Annotated in this window: 20 protein-coding genes; 7 read left to right on the forward strand and 13 right to left on the reverse strand. The window is 62.2% G+C overall.

Translation table 11 applies throughout. The annotated features are described in order from the left end of the window. Nucleotides 1-36 precede the first annotated feature (36 nt). The 3 genes from HU722_RS13855 (at nt 37) to HU722_RS13865 (ending at nt 2,666) form a co-directional block, all read left to right on the forward strand. Complete coding sequence (locus tag HU722_RS13855) at nt 37-1,482, forward strand: mechanosensitive ion channel family protein (RefSeq protein WP_065873232.1); 1,446 nt, start codon at nt 37-39, stop codon at nt 1,480-1,482. Nucleotides 1,483-1,529: 47 nt separating this feature from the next. Further along, nucleotides 1,530-1,856 (forward strand): aldehyde dehydrogenase family protein, encoded by a 327-nt coding sequence (locus tag HU722_RS13860; RefSeq protein WP_256534803.1) that lies wholly within the window; start codon nt 1,530-1,532, stop codon nt 1,854-1,856. Nucleotides 1,857-2,051: 195 nt separating this feature from the next. After that, a complete protein-coding gene (locus HU722_RS13865) occupies nt 2,052-2,666 on the forward strand; it encodes an LbetaH domain-containing protein (RefSeq protein WP_083213991.1) in 615 nt (204 codons plus the stop codon). On the opposite strand, the gene HU722_RS13870 is transcribed toward HU722_RS13865, so the two are convergent. The 9 genes from HU722_RS13870 to HU722_RS13910 all read right to left on the reverse strand — a co-directional run bounded on the left by HU722_RS13870 (nt 2,663) and on the right by HU722_RS13910 (nt 12,092). Beyond that, nucleotides 2,663-3,985 (reverse strand): carbohydrate porin, encoded by a 1,323-nt coding sequence (locus HU722_RS13870; protein ID WP_186755320.1) that lies wholly within the window; start codon nt 3,983-3,985, stop codon nt 2,663-2,665. The genes HU722_RS13865 and HU722_RS13870 overlap by 4 nt on opposite strands. 184 nt (nt 3,986-4,169) lie before the next feature. Beyond that, nucleotides 4,170-4,940, reverse strand: coding sequence for an L-rhamnose 1-dehydrogenase Lra1 (gene lra1, locus HU722_RS13875; protein WP_049708534.1), 771 nt, complete (start codon nt 4,938-4,940; stop codon nt 4,170-4,172). 28 nt (nt 4,941-4,968) lie between these two features. Continuing rightward, the gene (gene rhaT, locus HU722_RS13880) at nt 4,969-6,027 is read right to left on the reverse strand and encodes an L-rhamnose/proton symporter RhaT (RefSeq protein ID WP_065880441.1); all 1,059 of its coding nucleotides are present in this window, start codon (nt 6,025-6,027) and stop codon (nt 4,969-4,971) included. A gap of 40 nt (nt 6,028-6,067) precedes the next feature. Further along, nucleotides 6,068-6,388: an L-rhamnose mutarotase gene (gene rhaM / locus HU722_RS13885; protein ID WP_175403029.1), complete on the reverse strand. Its 321-nt coding sequence runs from the start codon at nt 6,386-6,388 to the stop codon at nt 6,068-6,070. Continuing rightward, a complete protein-coding gene (locus HU722_RS13890; protein ID WP_065891032.1) occupies nt 6,388-7,269 on the reverse strand; it encodes an amidohydrolase family protein in 882 nt (293 codons plus the stop codon). Before HU722_RS13890 ends, rhaM begins: the two co-directional genes overlap by 1 nt. 70 nt (nt 7,270-7,339) lie before the next feature. Next, nucleotides 7,340-8,773, reverse strand: coding sequence for an aldehyde dehydrogenase (gene aldA / locus HU722_RS13895; protein WP_065891031.1), 1,434 nt, complete (start codon nt 8,771-8,773; stop codon nt 7,340-7,342). Between the two features lie 11 nt (nt 8,774-8,784). Further along, complete coding sequence (locus HU722_RS13900; RefSeq protein WP_065891030.1) at nt 8,785-9,585, reverse strand: HpcH/HpaI aldolase family protein; 801 nt, start codon at nt 9,583-9,585, stop codon at nt 8,785-8,787. Between the two features lie 10 nt (nt 9,586-9,595). Continuing rightward, on the reverse strand, nt 9,596-10,780 hold the full coding sequence (gene rhmD / locus HU722_RS13905; protein WP_065891029.1) for an L-rhamnonate dehydratase: 1,185 nt from the start codon (nt 10,778-10,780) through the stop codon (nt 9,596-9,598). A 16-nt stretch (nt 10,781-10,796) separates the two neighbouring features. Further along, entirely contained in the window at nt 10,797-12,092 is a 1,296-nt protein-coding gene (locus HU722_RS13910; protein WP_065891028.1) for an MFS transporter, read from the reverse strand. A gap of 116 nt (nt 12,093-12,208) precedes the next feature. On the opposite strand from HU722_RS13910, the gene HU722_RS13915 reads away from it, so the two are divergent. From HU722_RS13915 to HU722_RS13930, 4 genes are all read left to right on the forward strand, one after another. Beyond that, nucleotides 12,209-13,150: a LysR family transcriptional regulator gene (locus HU722_RS13915; RefSeq protein WP_065873221.1), complete on the forward strand. Its 942-nt coding sequence runs from the start codon at nt 12,209-12,211 to the stop codon at nt 13,148-13,150. Between the two features lie 92 nt (nt 13,151-13,242). Continuing rightward, nucleotides 13,243-13,761: a sigma-70 family RNA polymerase sigma factor gene (locus HU722_RS13920; RefSeq protein WP_049708526.1), complete on the forward strand. Its 519-nt coding sequence runs from the start codon at nt 13,243-13,245 to the stop codon at nt 13,759-13,761. Next, nucleotides 13,758-14,666: a FecR domain-containing protein gene (locus HU722_RS13925; RefSeq protein ID WP_065891027.1), complete on the forward strand. Its 909-nt coding sequence runs from the start codon at nt 13,758-13,760 to the stop codon at nt 14,664-14,666. Before HU722_RS13920 ends, HU722_RS13925 begins: the two co-directional genes overlap by 4 nt. Nucleotides 14,667-14,946: 280 nt before the next feature. After that, the gene (locus tag HU722_RS13930; RefSeq protein WP_065891026.1) at nt 14,947-15,162 is read left to right on the forward strand and encodes a TOBE domain-containing protein; all 216 of its coding nucleotides are present in this window, start codon (nt 14,947-14,949) and stop codon (nt 15,160-15,162) included. 516 nt (nt 15,163-15,678) lie between these two features. Here the strand turns inward: HU722_RS13930 and HU722_RS13935 are convergent. Genes HU722_RS13935 through HU722_RS13950 form a run of 4 tightly spaced genes read right to left on the reverse strand, consistent with a single transcriptional unit; the run spans nt 15,679 to nt 18,389 of the window. After that, the gene (locus tag HU722_RS13935) at nt 15,679-16,830 is read right to left on the reverse strand and encodes a MalY/PatB family protein (protein ID WP_065873218.1); all 1,152 of its coding nucleotides are present in this window, start codon (nt 16,828-16,830) and stop codon (nt 15,679-15,681) included. A gap of 59 nt (nt 16,831-16,889) precedes the next feature. After that, nucleotides 16,890-17,483: an FMN-dependent NADH-azoreductase gene (locus HU722_RS13940; RefSeq protein ID WP_065873217.1), complete on the reverse strand. Its 594-nt coding sequence runs from the start codon at nt 17,481-17,483 to the stop codon at nt 16,890-16,892. Continuing rightward, nucleotides 17,480-17,920, reverse strand: coding sequence for a GNAT family N-acetyltransferase (locus HU722_RS13945; RefSeq protein WP_065873216.1), 441 nt, complete (start codon nt 17,918-17,920; stop codon nt 17,480-17,482). Before HU722_RS13945 ends, HU722_RS13940 begins: the two co-directional genes overlap by 4 nt. Beyond that, nucleotides 17,913-18,389 carry a carboxymuconolactone decarboxylase family protein gene (locus HU722_RS13950; protein ID WP_065873215.1) on the reverse strand — a complete coding sequence of 159 codons (477 nt, stop codon included), beginning with the start codon at nt 18,387-18,389 and terminating at the stop codon, nt 17,913-17,915. The genes HU722_RS13945 and HU722_RS13950 overlap by 8 nt, the downstream gene beginning before the upstream one ends. Nucleotides 18,390-18,432: the final 43 nt, after the last annotated feature.

The raw sequence follows: 18,432 nt of genomic DNA on the forward strand, positions 1-18,432 counted from the left end.
TGCGATCTTCCCGTCATTCGCCCTGGAGTCGCCTGGATGCCCTCATTTATCGCTGAACACCCGATGCTGTGCGCCCTGGCGCTGATCTTTATCGACATCGCCGTGTGGCGGCTCATTTCCGCCGACCTCGCCAATTGGAAGCTGGCGGCGCGGTTGGTGATCTTCGCGGTATTCAGTGCGGTGCTGTTCAACGACGGCATGAACCCCATGCAGCTCGCGCCCTATGCGGACAACACCGCCTTGCACCTGGCGGCCACCGCGTTGCAGATCGGCTGGTGGCTATTTGCGGCGCGTACGCTGACCGTGTTGCTCGGTACGCTGATGATGCAGCGGGTCGGGCACACTGGGCGGTTGTTGCAGGATCTGATGGGCGCGGTGATTTTCCTGATCGCGATCATTGCCGCCATGGCTTATGTGCTCGACTTGCCGGTCAAAGGCGTGCTCGCCACGTCCGGCGCGGTGGCGATCATCGTCGGCCTGGCCCTGCAGAGCACGTTGAGCGACGTGTTTTCCGGCATCGTACTCAACACCACCAAGCCGTATCAGTTGGATGACTGGATCTCCATCGACGGCACCGAAGGCCGGGTCACGGACATCGACTGGCGCGCCACGCGCTTGCAAACCTCCCAGGGCAGCATGGCGGTGATCCCCAATTCCTTGGCGGCCAAGGCCAAGATCATCAATTTTTCGCGCCCGGCGGACATGTTTGGCCTGGCGGTCAGCCTGCAAGTCAGCCCGCATGCGCGTCCGCAAACGGTGATCGAGTCGCTGGAGCGGGCGATGCAGGGTTGCCGGCCACTGTTAAGCAAACCTGCGCCGAGCGTGGCGTTCAAGACCTCGGCCAGTGGCGGCGTCGAGTATGAAATCAGTGGGTTTGTACCGGCCATGACCCTCAAGCGCGAAGTGCGTAACCAGCTCTACGACCTGGCTTTCCGGCACCTGCAGGCGGCGGGCGTGAGTTTGTTGTCCGCCGTCGAAAGCGCCACGCCGGCGGCAACGTCACGGGCGCGGGCGCTGCTGGACAACTCGACGATCTTCTCCACGTTGCGCCAAGAGGAAAAAGACACCTTCAGCCAGAACATGACCCTGCACACCTACCGTACCGGCGAGATGATTTTGCCGGCGGGAGAGGTCAGCGATCATTTGTTTATCATCGAGTCCGGCGTGGTGTCGGTGATGCTGACCAAGGCTGGGCACAAATTCGAAGCCGGACGCATGGGGCCGGGCGAGGTGATTGGCGAGGCGGGGATCCTGACGGACCAGGCCGCGCTGGCGGACTTTTCCGCGAAGACGTTCTGCACCCTGTACCGCATCGAGAAGGAATACTTGACGCCATGCCTGGACGCCCGCCACGACATCAGTGACGCGATGAAAACCCTGCTCGACTTCCGCATGCACGCCGCGCAGGCCCTGACCCAGGAGACGCCGGTGGTGCCGGTGAAGAAGGGCTTCCTGCAGTGGCTGCGTACGCGCGGGTTCTGACCACCGAAACCGACTAACCTGCGTTTTTTTGCACGTTACCCCACGCAATAAGTCGTTTGTCCAACGGCTGGCCGATGACAAAACTGCATGTCACTCGGATAACAACAACGTTGGGCATAATCCAGGAAGAAATCTTCGGCCCAGTGCTGCCGGTGCTCAAGTACCGCGATATCGACGAAGCACTGGCCAGGGCTAACGACCACCCGCTCGGCCTGTCGTCGGTGCTCTACACCGAGAACTACCGCACGGCGATGAACGTGGCGAACACCATCGAAGCCGGCGAGTTGTACGTCAATCGCACCCCGGCAGACCCTTACCAGGGCTTTCACGCCGGCTGGAAACGTTCAGGGCTGGGCGGCAGGGCGCCGACCTGATCCTCCAAGACGCTCACTGACCTGTAGTGAGCGAGCTTGCTCGCGCTGAAGTGCGCAGCGCTCCCGTTTTTTGGGGCCGCTTCGCAGCCCAGCGCGAGCATGCTCGCTCACTACAAGGTTTCAGCCACCTGTAGATCCATTACAAGACGAATAATGCTAGCGTCTGACCTTCTCCGACCGTTAGAGGGTTCGACGTTGATCCGACTCACCGACTACATCGCCCATTTCTCCCAATCCGCGCTGGCACCCTGGGCGGACCTGACGCCGTGGGCGCTGGTCACCCAGGCGCCTGCCGTGGTTCGCCAACTACTGGCCGAGCTGCCAGCCGACGAGTACCTGATTCGGGATGACATCGCCATCCACCGTACGGCCACTGTCGAGCCCGGCGCCTTGCTCAAGCCGCCCCTGATCATCGGCGCCGATTGTTTTATCGCCAGTGGCGCGCTGCTGCGCGGTGGTTGCTGGTTGGATGAGGGCTGCATCATCGGCCCTGGTGCCGAGTTGAAAACCTCGTTTGTGTTCAGCGCCAGCAAGCTGGCGCATTTCAACTTTGTCGGCGATTCGGTGCTGGGGCATGGGATCAATCTGGAGGCGGGGAGCATCGTCGCCAACTACCGCAACGAGCGCGATGACAAAAATGTGCAGGTGCGGGTCGACGGGGCCTTGAAACGCACGGGCTGTGACAAGTTTGGCGCGTTGCTCGGTGATCAATGCCGGATCGGCGCCAATGCGGTGTTGGCGCCGGGCGCCGTGCTCAAGCCCGCCAGTGTGGTGGGGCGCGGGCAGGTGTTTGATGCAGAGAACGACTAGAAGTCAGCGATAAACTGCACGCCACCAACGACCGCGCCGGTGGTTTGCGCCAGTCCGCCGGGGTATTTCACGTATTGCAGGTTGGGCCGCACCATCAGCCACTTCGTCGCTTGCACGCCGTAGTTGATTTCGTAGCTGTACTCGCGACGCTGCTCGGGTACATACAGCGGGTCGTCGATGGCGATCACGCCATTGGCCTCGTTAAGCATCTGCGTGTTACGCGTGTAGCGGTCGCTGACCTGCAGTTTCGACGCGCCAATGCCGAAGGTGTCGTCCGGGCGTGAATCGAACGGGCCCCGGTAGATCAGGCCGACCTGGATCAGGTTTTTGATCACGCTCTTGTCCGGGTCATTCATCGTCAGGTTGGCGAACACGTTGAGTCCGCGTTTGCTGTTGCCGTCGACCGTGGTCAGTTGCTGCTGGCCCGACAGCCACCAGCCGTCGTTGCTCGAATACATCCGATACGGCTTTTGCGAGCTGGCGGCAAAGTTGCCGTCGGCGTCCTTGAGCATGTCCTTGGTGTCGGCGTTGGCGTAGTAGTAACCCACGTGGTATTCGGCATTCAGCCCGGCAACCTGGCCTTTCCAGATGGCTTCGATGGGAAAGCTGGTGCCCTGGGAGCCGCTGATAAACGGTTTGAAACCATTGCTGGCTTCAGCGTTGCCGGGGTTCTTGTCGTAGGCACCGACCTGCACCGCGAACGCGTCGGTGAACTGGTACTTGGCGCGCACCGCCCACTGGCTGATGGGGAAGCTGTTCCACACGCCGTTCCAGTTGCCTTCCTGGGAACCGCACAGGGTCACGTTCTGGAATTCGCAGGGGAACTGATCGAAGTCTTCGCTATGGCCGAACCGCCCCAGTTTCAGGGCGAACTTGCGCTCAAAGAATTTCTGTTCGTACCAGAACTGCGATAGCCGCCAGGCATTGCCGCCGCCGAAGACTTCCATGGTGGAGGTCAGTCCGGTGGCGTTGGGCTGGTGCACGCGGTCATTGGTGATGTCCTTGCCATGGCGCTCGCCGATGCCGATGCGAAAGGTCGCGTCGCGCCAGCCAAGGAGTTTTTGCAGGTCCATGTTCACGCCAAGAATCAACTGGTCGCTCCAGCGCGCGGTGGTGTGCGAGTTGTACCCACCGCCAAGGTTGGAACCGACTTCGCCGACATATTTGAGGGTGAAGTCATAGCCTTGCTCGGCCAGTTGCGGGCGCAGGCCGTTCCAGTCGCCGAGCATGGCGGGGGAGTTTGGGTCCAGCAAACCGGCGCTGAAGGCACAGGTGGACATGGCGCTGCAGAGCAGGGCCAGGGGGAGGGTGGTGCGCATGGGAGGCTCCTTGGATTGTTGTTTTTATTGGGTTCAGCACAAATTTCAGGCACACAGAGGCCCCCTGTGGGAGCGGGCTTGCTCGCGAAAGCGGTGGTTCAGGCATGAATCTGGTGACTGACACACTGCATTCGCGAGCAAGCCCGCTCCCACATTGGAACTGTGGTGTCAGGAAGAGCGGGGGTTACTGCAGGTTAACGAACAACCCGCCATCCACCAGCAACGACGCACCGGTCACATAGCGCGCCATGTCCGACGCCAGGAACACGATCGGCCCTGCCACGTCATCCGGCTCGCCGAGTCGACCCAACGGCGTGCGCGAGGTCATGTAGGCGAGTTTTTCCTCATCCGCGAGATCCTCCTTGTTGATGTCGGTGGCGATAGTCCCCGGCAGTACCGAGTTGCAGCGAATGCCATAAGGCCCCAGGGCAATCGCACAGGACTGCATCAGCGAATGCAGCCCAGCCTTGGTCGGCGTGTAGTGGGTTTGCATACCGCCGCCGACGAGGGCGCTGATGGAGCTGACGGCAATGATTGCGCCGCCGCGCCCCTGGTTTTTCATCTGGTTGGCCGCCGCCTGCACGGCGAAGTAGGCGCCGTTGAGATTGGTGTTGACAGTTTTCAGGTACACCTCGCGGGGCATGTCGAGGAACGAGTGGAACGGGCAGATGCCGGCGTTATTGACGAACACGTCGACGCTGCCAAAGGCCTTGACTGCGCCCGCCACCAGTTTGTCGCCGGTGTCCGGGTCCGCAGCGTCGCCGCCCACTTCGATGGCTTCACCGCCAAACGCCTGTATCTCTTCAATCAACGAATACGCCGCCTCCGTGCCTTGGCCACTGCCGCTGTGGCCGATGACTACGCGGGCGCCTTGGCGTGCGCATTCACGGGCGGCGGCGCGGCCGATGCCACGGGAGGCGCCGGTGATGATCACGGTTTTGTCTGCAAGCAACATAAAAACACTCCTTCAAAAATGGGTGGCGTCAGCCGAGGTAATTGCCGTAGCCGACCATGGCAATCGCGCCGAGGATCACCGCGATACCGGCTACCAAAACGCCCTTGTTGGCGGCGCTCGTGCCGTGCCATTCGCGGAAATACAAGCCCCAGCAGTTGGACACGATGATGATGAACGACATGTGCAGCACCCAGGAGCTGGCGTCGTTCTGCAGGCGGCTTTCGCCCATGCCGTAGAAGAAAAACTGCAAGAACCACAGGGTGCCGGCGATGGCCACCAGCAGGTAGTTGCCCAGCAACGGGGTGCTACGGTCGGTGTAGTTATGAAAGGTACGGTTGCGCCAATTCAGCCACAGGCACCAGATGCCGTTCGTGGTCAGTCCGCCCCACATGATCACCATAAAGGTCACGTTGTTCTGGAACAGGCTGTTGGCGCCGTGCTCTACCGCTGCGGCGGCCAGCGGGCGGCCGGCAGAAATGCCGTAGCTGAAACACGCACTCAGCACCCCGGAAATCACCGCCACCAGCATGCCCTTGCCCAACGCGAACTCGCTGACACTGGCGAACTTCACCGCCTGCGACACTTCGCGTTCCTTGATCAGTCCGGCCTTGCCGCACACCGCAATACCGATCAACGACACCGCGACGCCCCACAACACCCAATGCCCACCTTGAGAGGCCAGCATCGAGGTCAGCGTGCCTTCGGTTTCAGTGGTGAACAGGTCGCGGTACAGCGCCGGCATCAAGGCGCCGAGGGCCGAGGTGAGGCCCATGATCAGCGACATGCCAAGGGACAAGCCGAGGTAGCGCATGGTCAGGCCGAACGTCAGCCCGCCGATACCCCACAAAACGCCGAACAGGTAGGTCCAGAGCAGGGTGCTGGTGTCGGCATTGCGCAGGATGTCCACCCAGCCGGGCACCGTCAGTTGCGCCGCGATCAGCGGCACGATCAGCCAGGACACCAGGCCGCCAGTGATCCAATAACTTTCCCAGGCCCAGCCGCGGACCTTCTTGTAAGGGATGTAGAAACTGCCGGAAGCGAAGCCGCCGATGAAGTGCAGAATCACACCAAGGAGAATGATTTCCACGTAGTCGAATCCTTTTTATTGTTGTTGTGGGTCAGTTGGATCAGGGCCGCGTCAGTTCGAACATCGGCAGCAGGTCGACACTGATCGGCGAGGCATCCGCGTGGCTGGGCATGATGTCTTGCATGTAGTTCCACCAGCGTTGCATCAGTGCGGTGCCAGGCAGTTCATCCAGGCCATGGACGTCTTCGTGGGTCAGCGTGGCGAACAGCGCGTTGGCGGGCTCATCGAGGAAAATCCGATAATCCACCACGCCGGCCTCCAGCAGCGCCTGGGCGAGTTCCGGCCAGATCTCATCATGACGTCGGCGGTACTCGGCGGCCTGGCCCGGGTTGAGGTTCATGCGAAAGGCACGGGTCTGCATCACTGCGCTCCAGCGTGAGGGCCGGGGGTGTAGATCCGCACCGCGTTGTGCACGAAGAACTTGCCTTGCACGGTCTCGGATTTGTCGGCCATGCAGCGCTTGACGAGCCCGAGCGTGGTGGCGAAATCTGCCAGGTGATCGCTGTTGGGCCAGTCGCTGCCGAAGAGGCAACGGTCTTCGCCAAAGGCTTCCCAGAGCACGGCCAGGCGGTCGTTGTAGAACGCCGTGTCGGTGATCAAGCCGTGCGGCCCGAGCTGGGGGATTTCTGCCAGTTTGGCGAACACATTCGGGCGCTCTGCCAGGCGCAACAGGTCCGCGTGATACGCCGCTTCTTCACCCGCCGGCACCTGGGCGTTAGGCAGGTGATCGACGACAATGCGCAGCGCTGGCAGGGCATCGCTCAACGTCAGCAGGCCCTTGATCAGGCGCGGGTTCGGGTTGGCGCTGTCCAGGCTGCGGCCCGTGGCGGCGAGCTGGCGCAGGCCGTCGATAAACCCTGGGCGTGTCTGGTCCAGCAACAGGTCGCGGTCCCACAGGTTGCCGTAGCGCAGGCCAAGGAACAGCGGCTCATCCGCCAGGGCATCGAGGTCGGCGGCAAAGCGTGCGTGCAGCGGGTCCAGGTTGCCCACGAAGCCGAGCATGCGCGGATCGCTGCGTAATGTGTCGAGCAGCCAGCGGTTATCGTCGCGCCACGGGCTGGCTTCCACGGCAATCGCGCCGACCACGTTGTGTGGCTTGGCCAGGGCCCAGTAATCCGCTGGCAGGTGCGCGGCGTACAGCCGGTTACCCGGCTCGGGCCATGGAATGCCCTGGGGCCGACGCGGGTCGAACAGGTGCAAATGGCTGTCGATGATCGGGCCGCTATAGGAGGTCAGGGGCATGACGCCGTCCTTATCAGAAGCAAATTCGAAGGGGCCAGCACGCTAGCGTGCCTGGCCCGGTTTAACCAACTCAGCTCTGCAGGTACACCACGTGCGTGTGGGTGTACTCGTACAGGCCGTGCTTGCCGTCGGCGCCGCCGATGCCGGATTTGCGCACGCCGGCGTGGAAACCTTGCATGGCCTCGAAGTTTTCGCGGTTGACGTAGGTTTCGCCAAAGTCGATCTCGCGCACCGCGTGCATGGCCTTGCCCAGGTCACGGGTGTAGATCGACGAGGTCAGGCCGTAATCGCAGTCATTGGCCAGTGCGATGGCTTCGTCGAGGTCGTCGACAATCTGGATCGGCAGTACCGGGCCGAAGATCTCTTCGCGCATGATCTCCATGTCGGCGCGGCACCCGGCCAATACCGTCGGCTCGAAGTGAAAACCCGCACCCAGGTCGGCAATCTGCCCGCCACTGACCAAGCTCGCGCCCTGGCTCAACGCGGTGCGCACCTTGCGGTTGACGCTGTCCAGGCCCTGGCGATTGATCAGCGGACCCATTTCCACGTCGGCCCTGGCGATGGGGTCGCCGTAGCGGGTGGCGGACATGGCTGCGCTGATGCGCTCGATGAATTGATCGGCGACCTTGCGCTCCACGTACACGCGCTCGGCGCAGTTGCACACTTGGCCGGTGTTGATGATGCGCGAGTCACGGATGGCTTTCACCGCCAGGTCCAGGTCGGCGTCCGCCAGCACGATGGCCGGGGCCTTGCCGCCCAGTTCCAGGTTGAGTTTGGTGATGTTGGGGGCGGCGGCGGTCATGATCCGCGAACCGGTGGCCACGCTGCCGGTGAAGCTGATCATGTCTACGCCTTTGTGCGCCGTGAGTGCGCCGCCGACCTGGCCGTCGCCGCAGACCACGTTGAACACGCCGGCGGGCAGGTCGGTCTCGGCGACGAGCTTGGCGAATTCAAAGCAGTTGTTCGGGGTTTCTTCGCTGGGCTTGATCACGATGGTGTTGCCGGTGAGCAGCGCCGGCGCCATTTTGCGCGCGATCAGGAAGAACGGAAAATTCCACGGCAGGATGCCGGCCACCACGCCCAACGGCTTGCGGAACAGGAAGATATTTTCGTCCTGGCGGTCGCTGGTGATGATCTCGCCTTCAATGCGCCGCGCCCACTCGGCCATGTAGTCGAGGTAGTCGGCGGTGAAATTCACCTCCACTTCGGCCAAGCCACTGATTTTGCCTTGTTCCAGGGTGATGGTGCGCGCCAGGTGGGCGACGTTCTCACGCAGTTTGGCGGCGATGCGCCGCAGGTGCCCGGCGCGTTCGATGGCGGGTTTGCGCGCCCAGGCCTTTTGCGCCTGGCGCGCGGCGGCCAGGGCCTGGTCGACATCGGCAGCGGTGGACGCCGGCACCTTGGACAGCAGCGCGCCAGTGGCCGGGTTGAGCACGTCAATGTGCGCTTCGCTGGGCGTGAAGCGGCCATTGATGAAGTTCTGGTAAACGGGAACGGATGACATGGGCAGGTTCCTCAGTAAGTGCGCGAAGGCGCTTGTGTGTCGACAGCAGGGCGATAGCGGGCGAGGGTGGCCAGGGCGCTCTGGCGCAGCAGGCTGATGTCGATAGCCACCGCGATAAAGCGGCAACCCCAGGCCTGGTAGCGGCGTGCGTCGTCTTCGTTGGGCGCCAGGATGCCGCTGACCTTGCCGGCGGCGAGGGTGGCGTCGATGGCGTGTTTGATGCGCTCCTGCACCTCGGGGTGGCCGGGGTTGCCGGCATGGCCGAGGCCGATGGACAAGTCGGCGGGGCCGATGAACACCGCGTCAACACCTTCCACGGCGGCAATCGCAGCGACGTTTTCCACGCCAAGGCGCGATTCCACCTGCACGATCAGGCACAGCTGTTCATGGGCGGTGTCCAGGTAGTTGTCCACCCCGTCCCAGCGTGTGGCGCGGGTCAAACCGCCGCCGACGCCACGAATACCGTGGGGCGGATAACGCATGGCACGCACCAGGGCCTGGGCCTGTTCGGCGGTTTCGACCATGGGGATCATCAAGGTCTGGGCGCCGACGTCGAGCAGTTGCTTGATCAGGCTGGCGTCACCGTTGACGGCACGCACCACGGGCGCCGTGGTGTACGGCGCGACCGTCTGCAACTGGTTGAGCACACTGGGCACAGTGTTGGGTGCATGTTCACCGTCGATCAGCATCCAGTCGTAACCCAGGCTGGCGACGATCTCGGCGGCGTAGCCGGTGGCGAAACCGGCCCAGATGCCATACTGAGTGGCGTCCTTGGCGAGGGCGGCCTTGAAGCCATTGCGGGGCATGTGCATGGCGCTTTCCTCAGCGGTTGTAGGGACGGTGCAGTTGGCAATCGGGGTTCAGGTCCACGCCGAAGCCGGGCTTGTCCAGTACCGATAAACGCATGCGGCCATTCACCGGCACCGGTTCGCCCAACAATTGCGGGTGGAACATCGGCACCACTTCATCCGCCTTCGGCGCCATCATCAGGAACTCGGCGAATGGGCTGTTATGGCGGGTGGCGACAAAGTGGTAGCTGTACACCGATGAACCGTGGGGCACGACCATTGCGTTATGCGCGTCAGCCAGCGCCGAGATTTTCACCAGCTCAGTGAGGCCGCCACACCAGCCGACGTCGGGCTGGATGATGTCGCAGCAGCCCATCTCTAGCAGCATGCGAAAGCCCCAGCGGGTGGCTTCGTGTTCGCCTGTGGTGACCAACATGCCTTTGGGCACGTTTTTGCGCAGGGCCGCATAGCCCCAGTAATCGTCCGGGGACAGCGCTTCTTCGATCCACTTCAAGCCATGTTCATGGGCGCCAATCGCGAGCTTGGTGACGTAGTTCAGATCCAGGCTCATCCAGCAATCAAGCATCAGCCAAAAGTCCGGGCCGACCCGTTCGCGCATGGTCGCCAGCGCTTCGAGGTTCTTGCGCAGGCCTTCTTCGCCTTCACTGGGGCCGTGATGCAGGGGCATCTTGCCGCCGATAAAGCCCATCTTCTGCGCGAGGTCCGGGCGCGCACCGGTGGCGTAGAACTGCAACTCGTCACGCACCGCGCCACCGAGCAATTGGTGCACCGGTTCCTGGCGGATTTTGCCGAGCAAGTCCCACAGCGCTAGGTCGACGCCGGAAATCGTGTTGATCACCAAACCCTTGCGGCCGTAATAGAGGGTGGACTGGTACATCTGGTCCCAGATTTTCTCGATATCGGTGACGCGGGCGCCTTCGATAAAACGCGCCAGGTGTTTCTCGACGATGTAGGCGGCCGGTTCACCGCCGGTGGTCACGGCAAAACCAACGGTGCCGTCACTGGCTTCGATTTCCACCACCAGGGTGCCGAGTACGTTGATGCCGAAGCTGCGGCGACTCTGGCGGTACTCGGGGTACTTGCTCATCGGCGTGGAAATATGGTCGTCGATCCAATGCCCATCGGCCTGGTCGTGGTAATCGGCGCCGCCGCCTCGCAGTACAAAGGCGCGGACGTGTTTGATGGTGAGATTACCCATGGTGTGACTCCTGGCGTTAAACAGTGGCCGGCGTTTTCGACGCTGTGCGGCCGGGTGAATGGATGCCCAGCACCAGCAATGCAGCCAGTACCGTGGTGGCGGACAGCAGGTACAGACCGGCTGCCGGGGAATTGAAGGCGCCTTCGGCCCAGTGCTTGATCACAGGGGCTATAAAACCACCGAGGGCACCGAAGGAATTGATCAGCGCAATGCTGGCTGCGGCGGCGCTGCCGGCGAGGTAGCTGGAGGGGAAGGTCCAGAACACCGGTTGCACCGCGATAAAACCGGAGGCGGCGAAACACAGCGCGAGCATGCCCAGCAGCGGGTTGGCGAAGGTCACCGAGCAAGCGATGCCGGCGGCGGCCATCAGCAGGGTCAGGCAGGCGGTCTGGCGGCGTAGGCCGGTACGGTCGCAATAGCTGGGGATCCACCAGGCGGCGAACAGCGCGCACAGCCAAGGGATGGCCGAGACCAGCCCGACCATCAAGCCGACCTTGGTGCCGAGCAGGCCGCCGACCTGGGTTGGCAGGTAAAACACCACGCCGTACACGCTGGCCTGGATCAGCAGGTACACCAGGCACAGGTACAACACCGAGGGTTGGCACAGCACGGTCAGCAGGCTGCGGCCGTGGGAGGTTTTGTGTTGGTCTTCGCTGTCCAGCAGGCGTTGGATCTGCTGGCGTTCATCCGTGGTCAGCCACGTGGCATCGGCGGGGCGATTGTCCAGGTACCAATACGCCCAGATGCCCACTGCCGTTGCCATCAGGCCTTCGACCGCGAACAGCCATTGCCAGCCGTGAATCCCAGCGAAGCCGTCCATTTCCAGCAGCAAACCGGACAGCGGGCTGCCGAAGATGAAGGCCAAGGGCGCGCCAAAGTAGAAGAAGCCCATGGCCTTGCCGCGCACGGCCTGGGGGAACCAATAGGTGAGGTAGAGGATGACGCCGGGGAAGAATCCGGCTTCGGCCACACCGAGTAAAAAACGCAGCACATAGAAGCTGGTTTCGTTATGGGCAAATACCATGGCCGCCGAAACCAGGCCCCAACTGACCATGATGCGGCACATCCACAGGCGGGCGCCGACACGGTGCAGGATCAGGTTGCTCGGTACTTCCAGCAGCGCATAGCCGACAAAGAACACGCCCGCGCCAAATGCGAATGCGGCATCGCTCAAACCGGTATCGGCCTGGAAGGCTTGCTTGGCAAACCCGACGTTGGCGCGGTCGAGAAAGGCCATGATGTACATCAACAGCAGGAAGGGCAGCAGCCGCCAGGAAATTTTGGCGAGCAGGGGCGCAGGCAGGGTTTTCATAGTGGCGTCCGATGTTTTGTTCTTATGGGACGGACTGTACGGCGGGCGAGCAATGCGCTACAAATCGAATCTCGCTTACAACTGATAACCTCAGGGTATCGATAAAAAGGAAATTGATGAGTAGTCCGCCGATCTCCCGCAGCCTGTTCAACCGCCTGCGCTACAAGCATTTGCATATGCTCGTTGCGCTGAGTTCCAGCCAGAACCTGCACCGTGCGTCCCAGGCGCTGAACATGTCGCAGCCGGCCGCCACGCGCATGCTGCGTGAGATCGAGGACATGTTTGCCTGCGACCTTTTCGAGCGGTTGCCCAGGGGCATGCGCCCGACGGCGCTGGGCCAGGAGTTGATCCGCTTTGCCGAATCAGCCTTGAGCGGGCTGGACCGTTGCGCCGAAGACTTGATGGCACGCCAGCAGGGCGGCTATGGCTACCTGTCGATCGGCACCATCATGGGCGCCGCACCGGACTTGGTGATGGACTCCATCGCGCAGATCAAGTCGCTGAACCCGCAACTGCGTATCCGCATCATGGGTGACACCAGCGACCAGGTGATCCAACTGCTTGAGCAGGGTCGCATCGACCTGGCGATCTCGCGGCGCAACGCCGCCACTGACAGCGAGCATTACAGCTTCGAACCCCTGGGCAACGAGCGCTTGCTGGTGGTGGTGCATGCGGGCCATCCCCTGGCTCAGCGTGAACACGTGCCCTTGGAGGAATTGGTGCGTGACTGGCCGTGGATCCTGCAACCGCAAACCAGCCCGGCGCGTATCGGCTTCGACCAGGCGCTGCAGGACCTGGCGCTGCCGAGCCCGGCGGACATTATCGAATGCAGCTCGGTGTACTCCATGCAGCAGTTGATCCAGCTGACCGATGCGGTGATGGTGCTGTCAGAAAGCGCGCTGCGTGATTACCTGAAGATGGGTTTGGTGGTGGCGTTGCCGGTAGCCCTGGAGGTGCGGCTGGCGCCGTTTGGCATGCTATTGCGCAAAGGCGAGGTGGTGAGCCGTGAATTGGGGTTGTTTATCGACTTGCTGCGGCAGAAAGCCGCCACGCTCTAAACGCATTGTTGAAAAGGGCATGGTGTGTCGGCGCGATATTAAATAGAATGAATCTCATTTGAGACTCACTCGCGCCGCGCAGGTCGCTCGCCATGAATGATGCTGTTGTACCGACCCACGCCCCCGAACTGACCTTGTCGAGCCTGTACCGCGACCATCGCAGCTGGCTCGAAAGTTGGCTGCGCCGGCGGCTGGGCAATGCCTGGGATGCCGCGGACCTGAGCCAGGATACGTTTTTGCGTGTGCTCGCCAGCGCCCAGCCGATTGCGCAGATGCAGGAGCCGCGGGCGTACCTGGTGACCGTCGGCAAGCGCCTGCTGGTGAATTTTCATCAGCGGCGCAGCCTTGAACAGGCTTATCTGACTGCCTTGGCGAACCTGCCGGAAGCGTGCGTGCCATCGCCCGAGCAGCGCTGGTTGGTGTTGGAGACGCTGCAAGCCTTGGATGAATTACTCGACGGCTTGCCGGTGCTGGTCCGCCGCGCCTTCCTCTGGAGCCAACTGGAAGGGTTGGGCTACCGCGAGATCGCCGAGCGCCTCGACGTGTCCGAACGCACGGTAAAACGCTACATGGCCCAAGCCTACGAGCACTGCCTGCTGGTGGACCTGTGAGCCGCGACGTCGCCCGCGCCGCTGCTCAGTGGTTGGCGCTGCTCGAATCCGGCGCGGCCACCGAGCGTGATCACGCCGCGTTGCAGCATTGGCGTGACAGCCATCCCCAACACGAACAGACCTGGCAGAAGGCCCAAACCCTGCGCCAGCGTTTCAGCGACGTGCCCCAGGCCCTGGCGATGGCCAGCCTCGATCGCCCACAACCGGGGCGACGCGCTGTGCTCAAGCGTGCCTTGGGGATCGCGGCATTGGTGCCGACTGCCTGGCTGGTCAGCCGCCAATTGCCCATCGAGGTATGGCGCGCCGACCTGCATACCGCCACCGGTGAGCGCAAACGCCTGCCATTGGCCGACGGCGGCAGCTTGCAACTCAATACCGCGACGGCAGTGGACATGGACCTGGCGCAGCGCCGCATCACCTTGGTGGACGGTGAGTTGGCGCTGAATGTACCTGGCGCGGCGGCGATGACCGTGCACACCCGATACGGCGAGTTGAGGGTCAGCCAGGCCGACGTGTGTGTGCGGCAACTGGCCGCCGGCTGTCGGGTGTCGGTGCTCAAGGGCTCGGTTGAAGTACGCGACCTGAACGGGCAAATGACGACCTTGCAGGCGGGCCAGCAAGCCCCCCTGAACGCCAGTGGGCTGGCCGCCTGGGCGTCGTTCGATGTGTTGCAGTTGGGCTGGCGCGAGGGGGTGTTGACGGCGCAGAACCAACCGTTGGGGGATTTTCTGCGGGAGCTGGAGCGCTATCGCCCAGGGGTGTTGCGCTGGGATTCACGCCTGGAGCGTTTGCGGGTGACAGGCAGTTTTCGTCTGGACGACACGGACCGAATCCTCAACCTATTGGCCTCGACGCTGGGGTTCGAGGTGCAGGCGCGGACGCGGTATTGGGTCACACTGAGTTAAGTGTGGGAGCTGTTTCAATTCAAATCGCATGGGCGCGTTGCAGCTCGTTCAAGCACAGCGCCTTCAGCTGCGCCAGCACCGGATCACGCCGATTCGCTGGCGCTCGGCGGCTACGGAGGTTGGCAAATGGTTGAAGTGCTGTTGGCAGGGCAACAATCTGCATATATCTTAATCGTATAAATAAAGAGATATATATTCTTTTTAATGTGGTCGGCAATGGCGCATTTTGAGGGCCTGCGCATTCGTGCGGATTGACCCAACAGCCAAAAGGAAAGCCGACATGACCATTAAAGCGATCAACGTGCGCAATCAGTTCAAGGGTGTGATCAAGGAAATTCTGCTGGGGGAAGTGGTGTCGGAAATCGACGTGCAAACGGCGTCCGGTGTCGTCACTTCGGTGATCACTACCCGTTCGGTACGTGATCTGGAATTGAAAGTGGGCAGTGAGGTGATTGCCTTTGTGAAGTCCACTGAAGTGTCCATCGCTAAGCTTTGACGATCCACTCATCGCCGCATAGGTGCGCCTGTGGCGAGGGAGCTTGCTCCCGTGGCGGCCTGATAGTCGCCCAAGCTTTATCAGTTGTAAATGAGGTTCAAATGTGGGAGCTGGCTTGCCTGCGATGGCTATGTGGTAGGCGCTAGAGTTTTCTGGTCGGGGTACATATCCGTTGCTGCGGTCACGGCCAGTTAGGGTTCCGCCCTTACGGCGGCTCACTTTGGAAAAGCCCCAAAGTAAGCAAAGGGCTCTTGCCCCACCACTCGGCACCTCGCCTAGGCTCGGTGTGCCCTCACTCCGGCTTGAATCCGTGGGCCGCCGCGATGGGCCATCCTTGGCCCAGCGCGGCTAACCCGGCGTCCTGCCGGGTTACCCACGGATTCAAGCCTGCGTTCGGCCAGCGTGGTTGACGGGGCGCCTGAGATCAAGATCAAGATCAAAAGCTTAGAGCAGAGCAGATCAAAAGCTGAGCAGATTACGGCTCATCGCCGGCAAGTTGGCTCAGGTTTGGGTGAGTCAGGCCTGGCGTTGGCGTAGCGCCTGCTCCATACGCTGCAAACCTTCTTCCAGCATCGATCGTGGGCAGCCGAAGTTCAGGCGTACGAATTGCTGGCTGTCGTCACCGAATTCGATCCCTGCGCTCAAGCCTACCTTGGCCTGTTCCAGGAAGAACTGTTGCGGGTCATCCAGGCCCAGGGCGCTGCAGTCGAGCCAGGCCAGGTAGGTGCCTTGCGGTGCATGCATCACCACACCGGGCAGGCGGGTTTGCACGGCGTCGAGCAGGTAGTCACGGTTGGCTTGCAGGTATTGCACCAGCGCGTCGAGCCATTCACCGCACTGGCTATAGGCGGCGCGGGTGGCTTCCAGGCCGAGGGGGCTGACGCTGTCGACCATGCCGCAACGGGCCGCGTTGAAGCGCTCGCGGATCTCGGCGTTCTGGACCACCGCGAAGCAGGTCTTCAAACCCGCCACGTTGTAGGCCTTGCTGGCCGACATCAGGGTGATGGTGCGCTGGGCGATCTCATCGCTGAGGCTGGCGGTGGGGATATGGCGGCGGCCGTCAAAGCACAGCTCGGCGTGGATTTCATCGGAGATGATCAGTGCGCCGTTTGCCAGGCAGGCATTGGCCACGGCGAGCAGTTCTTCGCGCGGGAAGACTTTGCCAATGGGGTTGTGCGGGTTGCTCAGCAGCAGAGCACCCGCGCCGGCCAGCGCATCGCGCAGGGCGGGCAGTGGCGTGAGGTATTCAGTGTCGATCAGTTCGAAAGGGACTTCGATGCGCGGCAGGTTCCAGTGTCCTGGGGCCAGGCGGATCGGCCGATAGTTCGGGGTTTGCAGCACCACCGGCTGGCCCGGCTGTACAAACGCGTGCAGCGCCATGTTGAAACCCGGTTCGACGCCGGGCAGGAACAGCAGCTCATCCGGTTGTACGCGCCAAGCGTATTTGGCCCACAGGTCGGCAACGATCGCCTCGCGCACATCCGGGCCGGCGACGCTGTAGCCGAGGACCTGCTGGTCAAGACGTGCATGCAGCGCCTGCAGCACGGCGGGGGGCGCGGCGATGTCCATGTCGGCGATCCACATCGGCAAAACGTCCTGCGGGTAGCGGTTCCACTTGGTGCTGCCGGTGCCGAGGCGTGGGTGGATCGTGTCGAAATCAAAGCTCATGGGGGGCTCGTATCAGGAAGTCAGGCGCAAGAATGGCGCTGATTCTAGCGCCATTATTTTTATAGGCCAGAGCTGATTGCCGCGGACAATTGCTGATGCGCCTGTTCCAGCGCGCGGTTGACCGCTTCCGCGCCGCGCACCATGGCCGGTAAATACACGAAGTCGACTGACTGAATGCCCACGGTAGACAGGATCGCGGTCATGTACGGCGTGAGAAAGTCCGGCTCATGGCCCTTGCGGGCGTTACCCGAACTGACCAGCACAAAGGTGCGTCGGTCCTTCAGCAAGCCGACTTTTTCAAACTGCTCATTCAGCGTAAAGCTGCGTTGGATGCGCACCACGTGGTCGATCCAGGCCTTCAGCGCCGCCGGCACGGTGAAGTTATGCACCGGCGTGCAGAGGATCAGCAGGTCGCAGGCTTCGAGTTCCAGGATCAACTGTTCCGACAGCGCGGTCGCGCTGCCGCTGAGTCCGCCGGGGGTGGTCAGCGCGTTAGCGTATTCACGGGTCAAGGGCGGCAGCGCCTGGCGGCCATAGTCGCGCTCGGTCACCTGCGCGTCCGGCACCACGTCGCGTAACAGTGCGCGGGACAGTTTGAAGCTCTGCGCGGCTTTGCCGTGGGGGCTGAAACTGAGGAGCAGGGCGTGGGTCATTGGCTCAAATCCTGGGAAAAGTGCATGCCCAGGGGCAGCAGGCCCTGGCGGAAATAAAAACGCTGGGCCAGGGCCATGTGCATGCCGGTGTCCAGCACCAGCCAGCGATAGCCACGCGCGCGGGTTTCTTCGCGCACGCGATCCAGCAGGTGTTCACCCAGCCGGCGACGCTGCAATGCGGCGTCTATCACCAGGTCATCCACGTAGATAAAGCGGCCATACAGGGTGTTTTCGGTCAACCGGTAGCCGGCCAGCCCAATCACCTGGCCGTTTTCGCGTGCAGCCAGCAGGCGATAGCCGTTTTGCCGTTGGCGCTGGATTTGCGCGGCAAAGGCGGTGGCGTCGGTGAGGTGCGGGCGCAGCTGTTGCATCACTGCGAAGCTGGCAATGAAATCGGCCTGGGTTTCCATCTGTACGCATTCGACGTGTTCATTCATGGCCTTGGTTCTCCAGGTGCGCCTTGATCGCTGCCGGCACTTTGCGGAAGCTGATCGCAACGCGGTTAAGCGCGTTCATCAACGAAATGGCCAGGGTGAGATCGGCGACTTCCTTCTCACTGAACACCGCCGCGACCTCTGTGTAATCCGCATCCGGCACTTGGGTTTGCGCCACGGAAGTGACCACTTCGGCCCAGGCCAGGGCGGCACGCTCACGCGGGGAAAAGAGCGGGAGCCCTTCGCGCCAAGCGGCCAGCAGCATGATTTTTTCCAGGCTCACGCCCTGTTTGAGCAAGTCGCGGGAGTGGCTGTCCAGGCAATAGGCGCAGCCATTGAGTTGCGAGACCCGCAGGTACACCAGGTCGATCAGTTCTTTCTCCAGGCCGCAGGCATGGATGTAGCTGTGCACCGCGCCCAGGGCTTTGTAGCCGACAGGGGCGGCCTGGGCGTAATCGAGGCGGTGTTTCATGGGCAATCCTTTGTTCGGTCAGGGATGCGCCATTGTCGTGGGG

Source organism: Pseudomonas tritici (genome assembly GCF_014268275.3).
In the GTDB taxonomy this organism is placed as follows: domain Bacteria; phylum Pseudomonadota; class Gammaproteobacteria; order Pseudomonadales; family Pseudomonadaceae; genus Aquipseudomonas; species Aquipseudomonas tritici.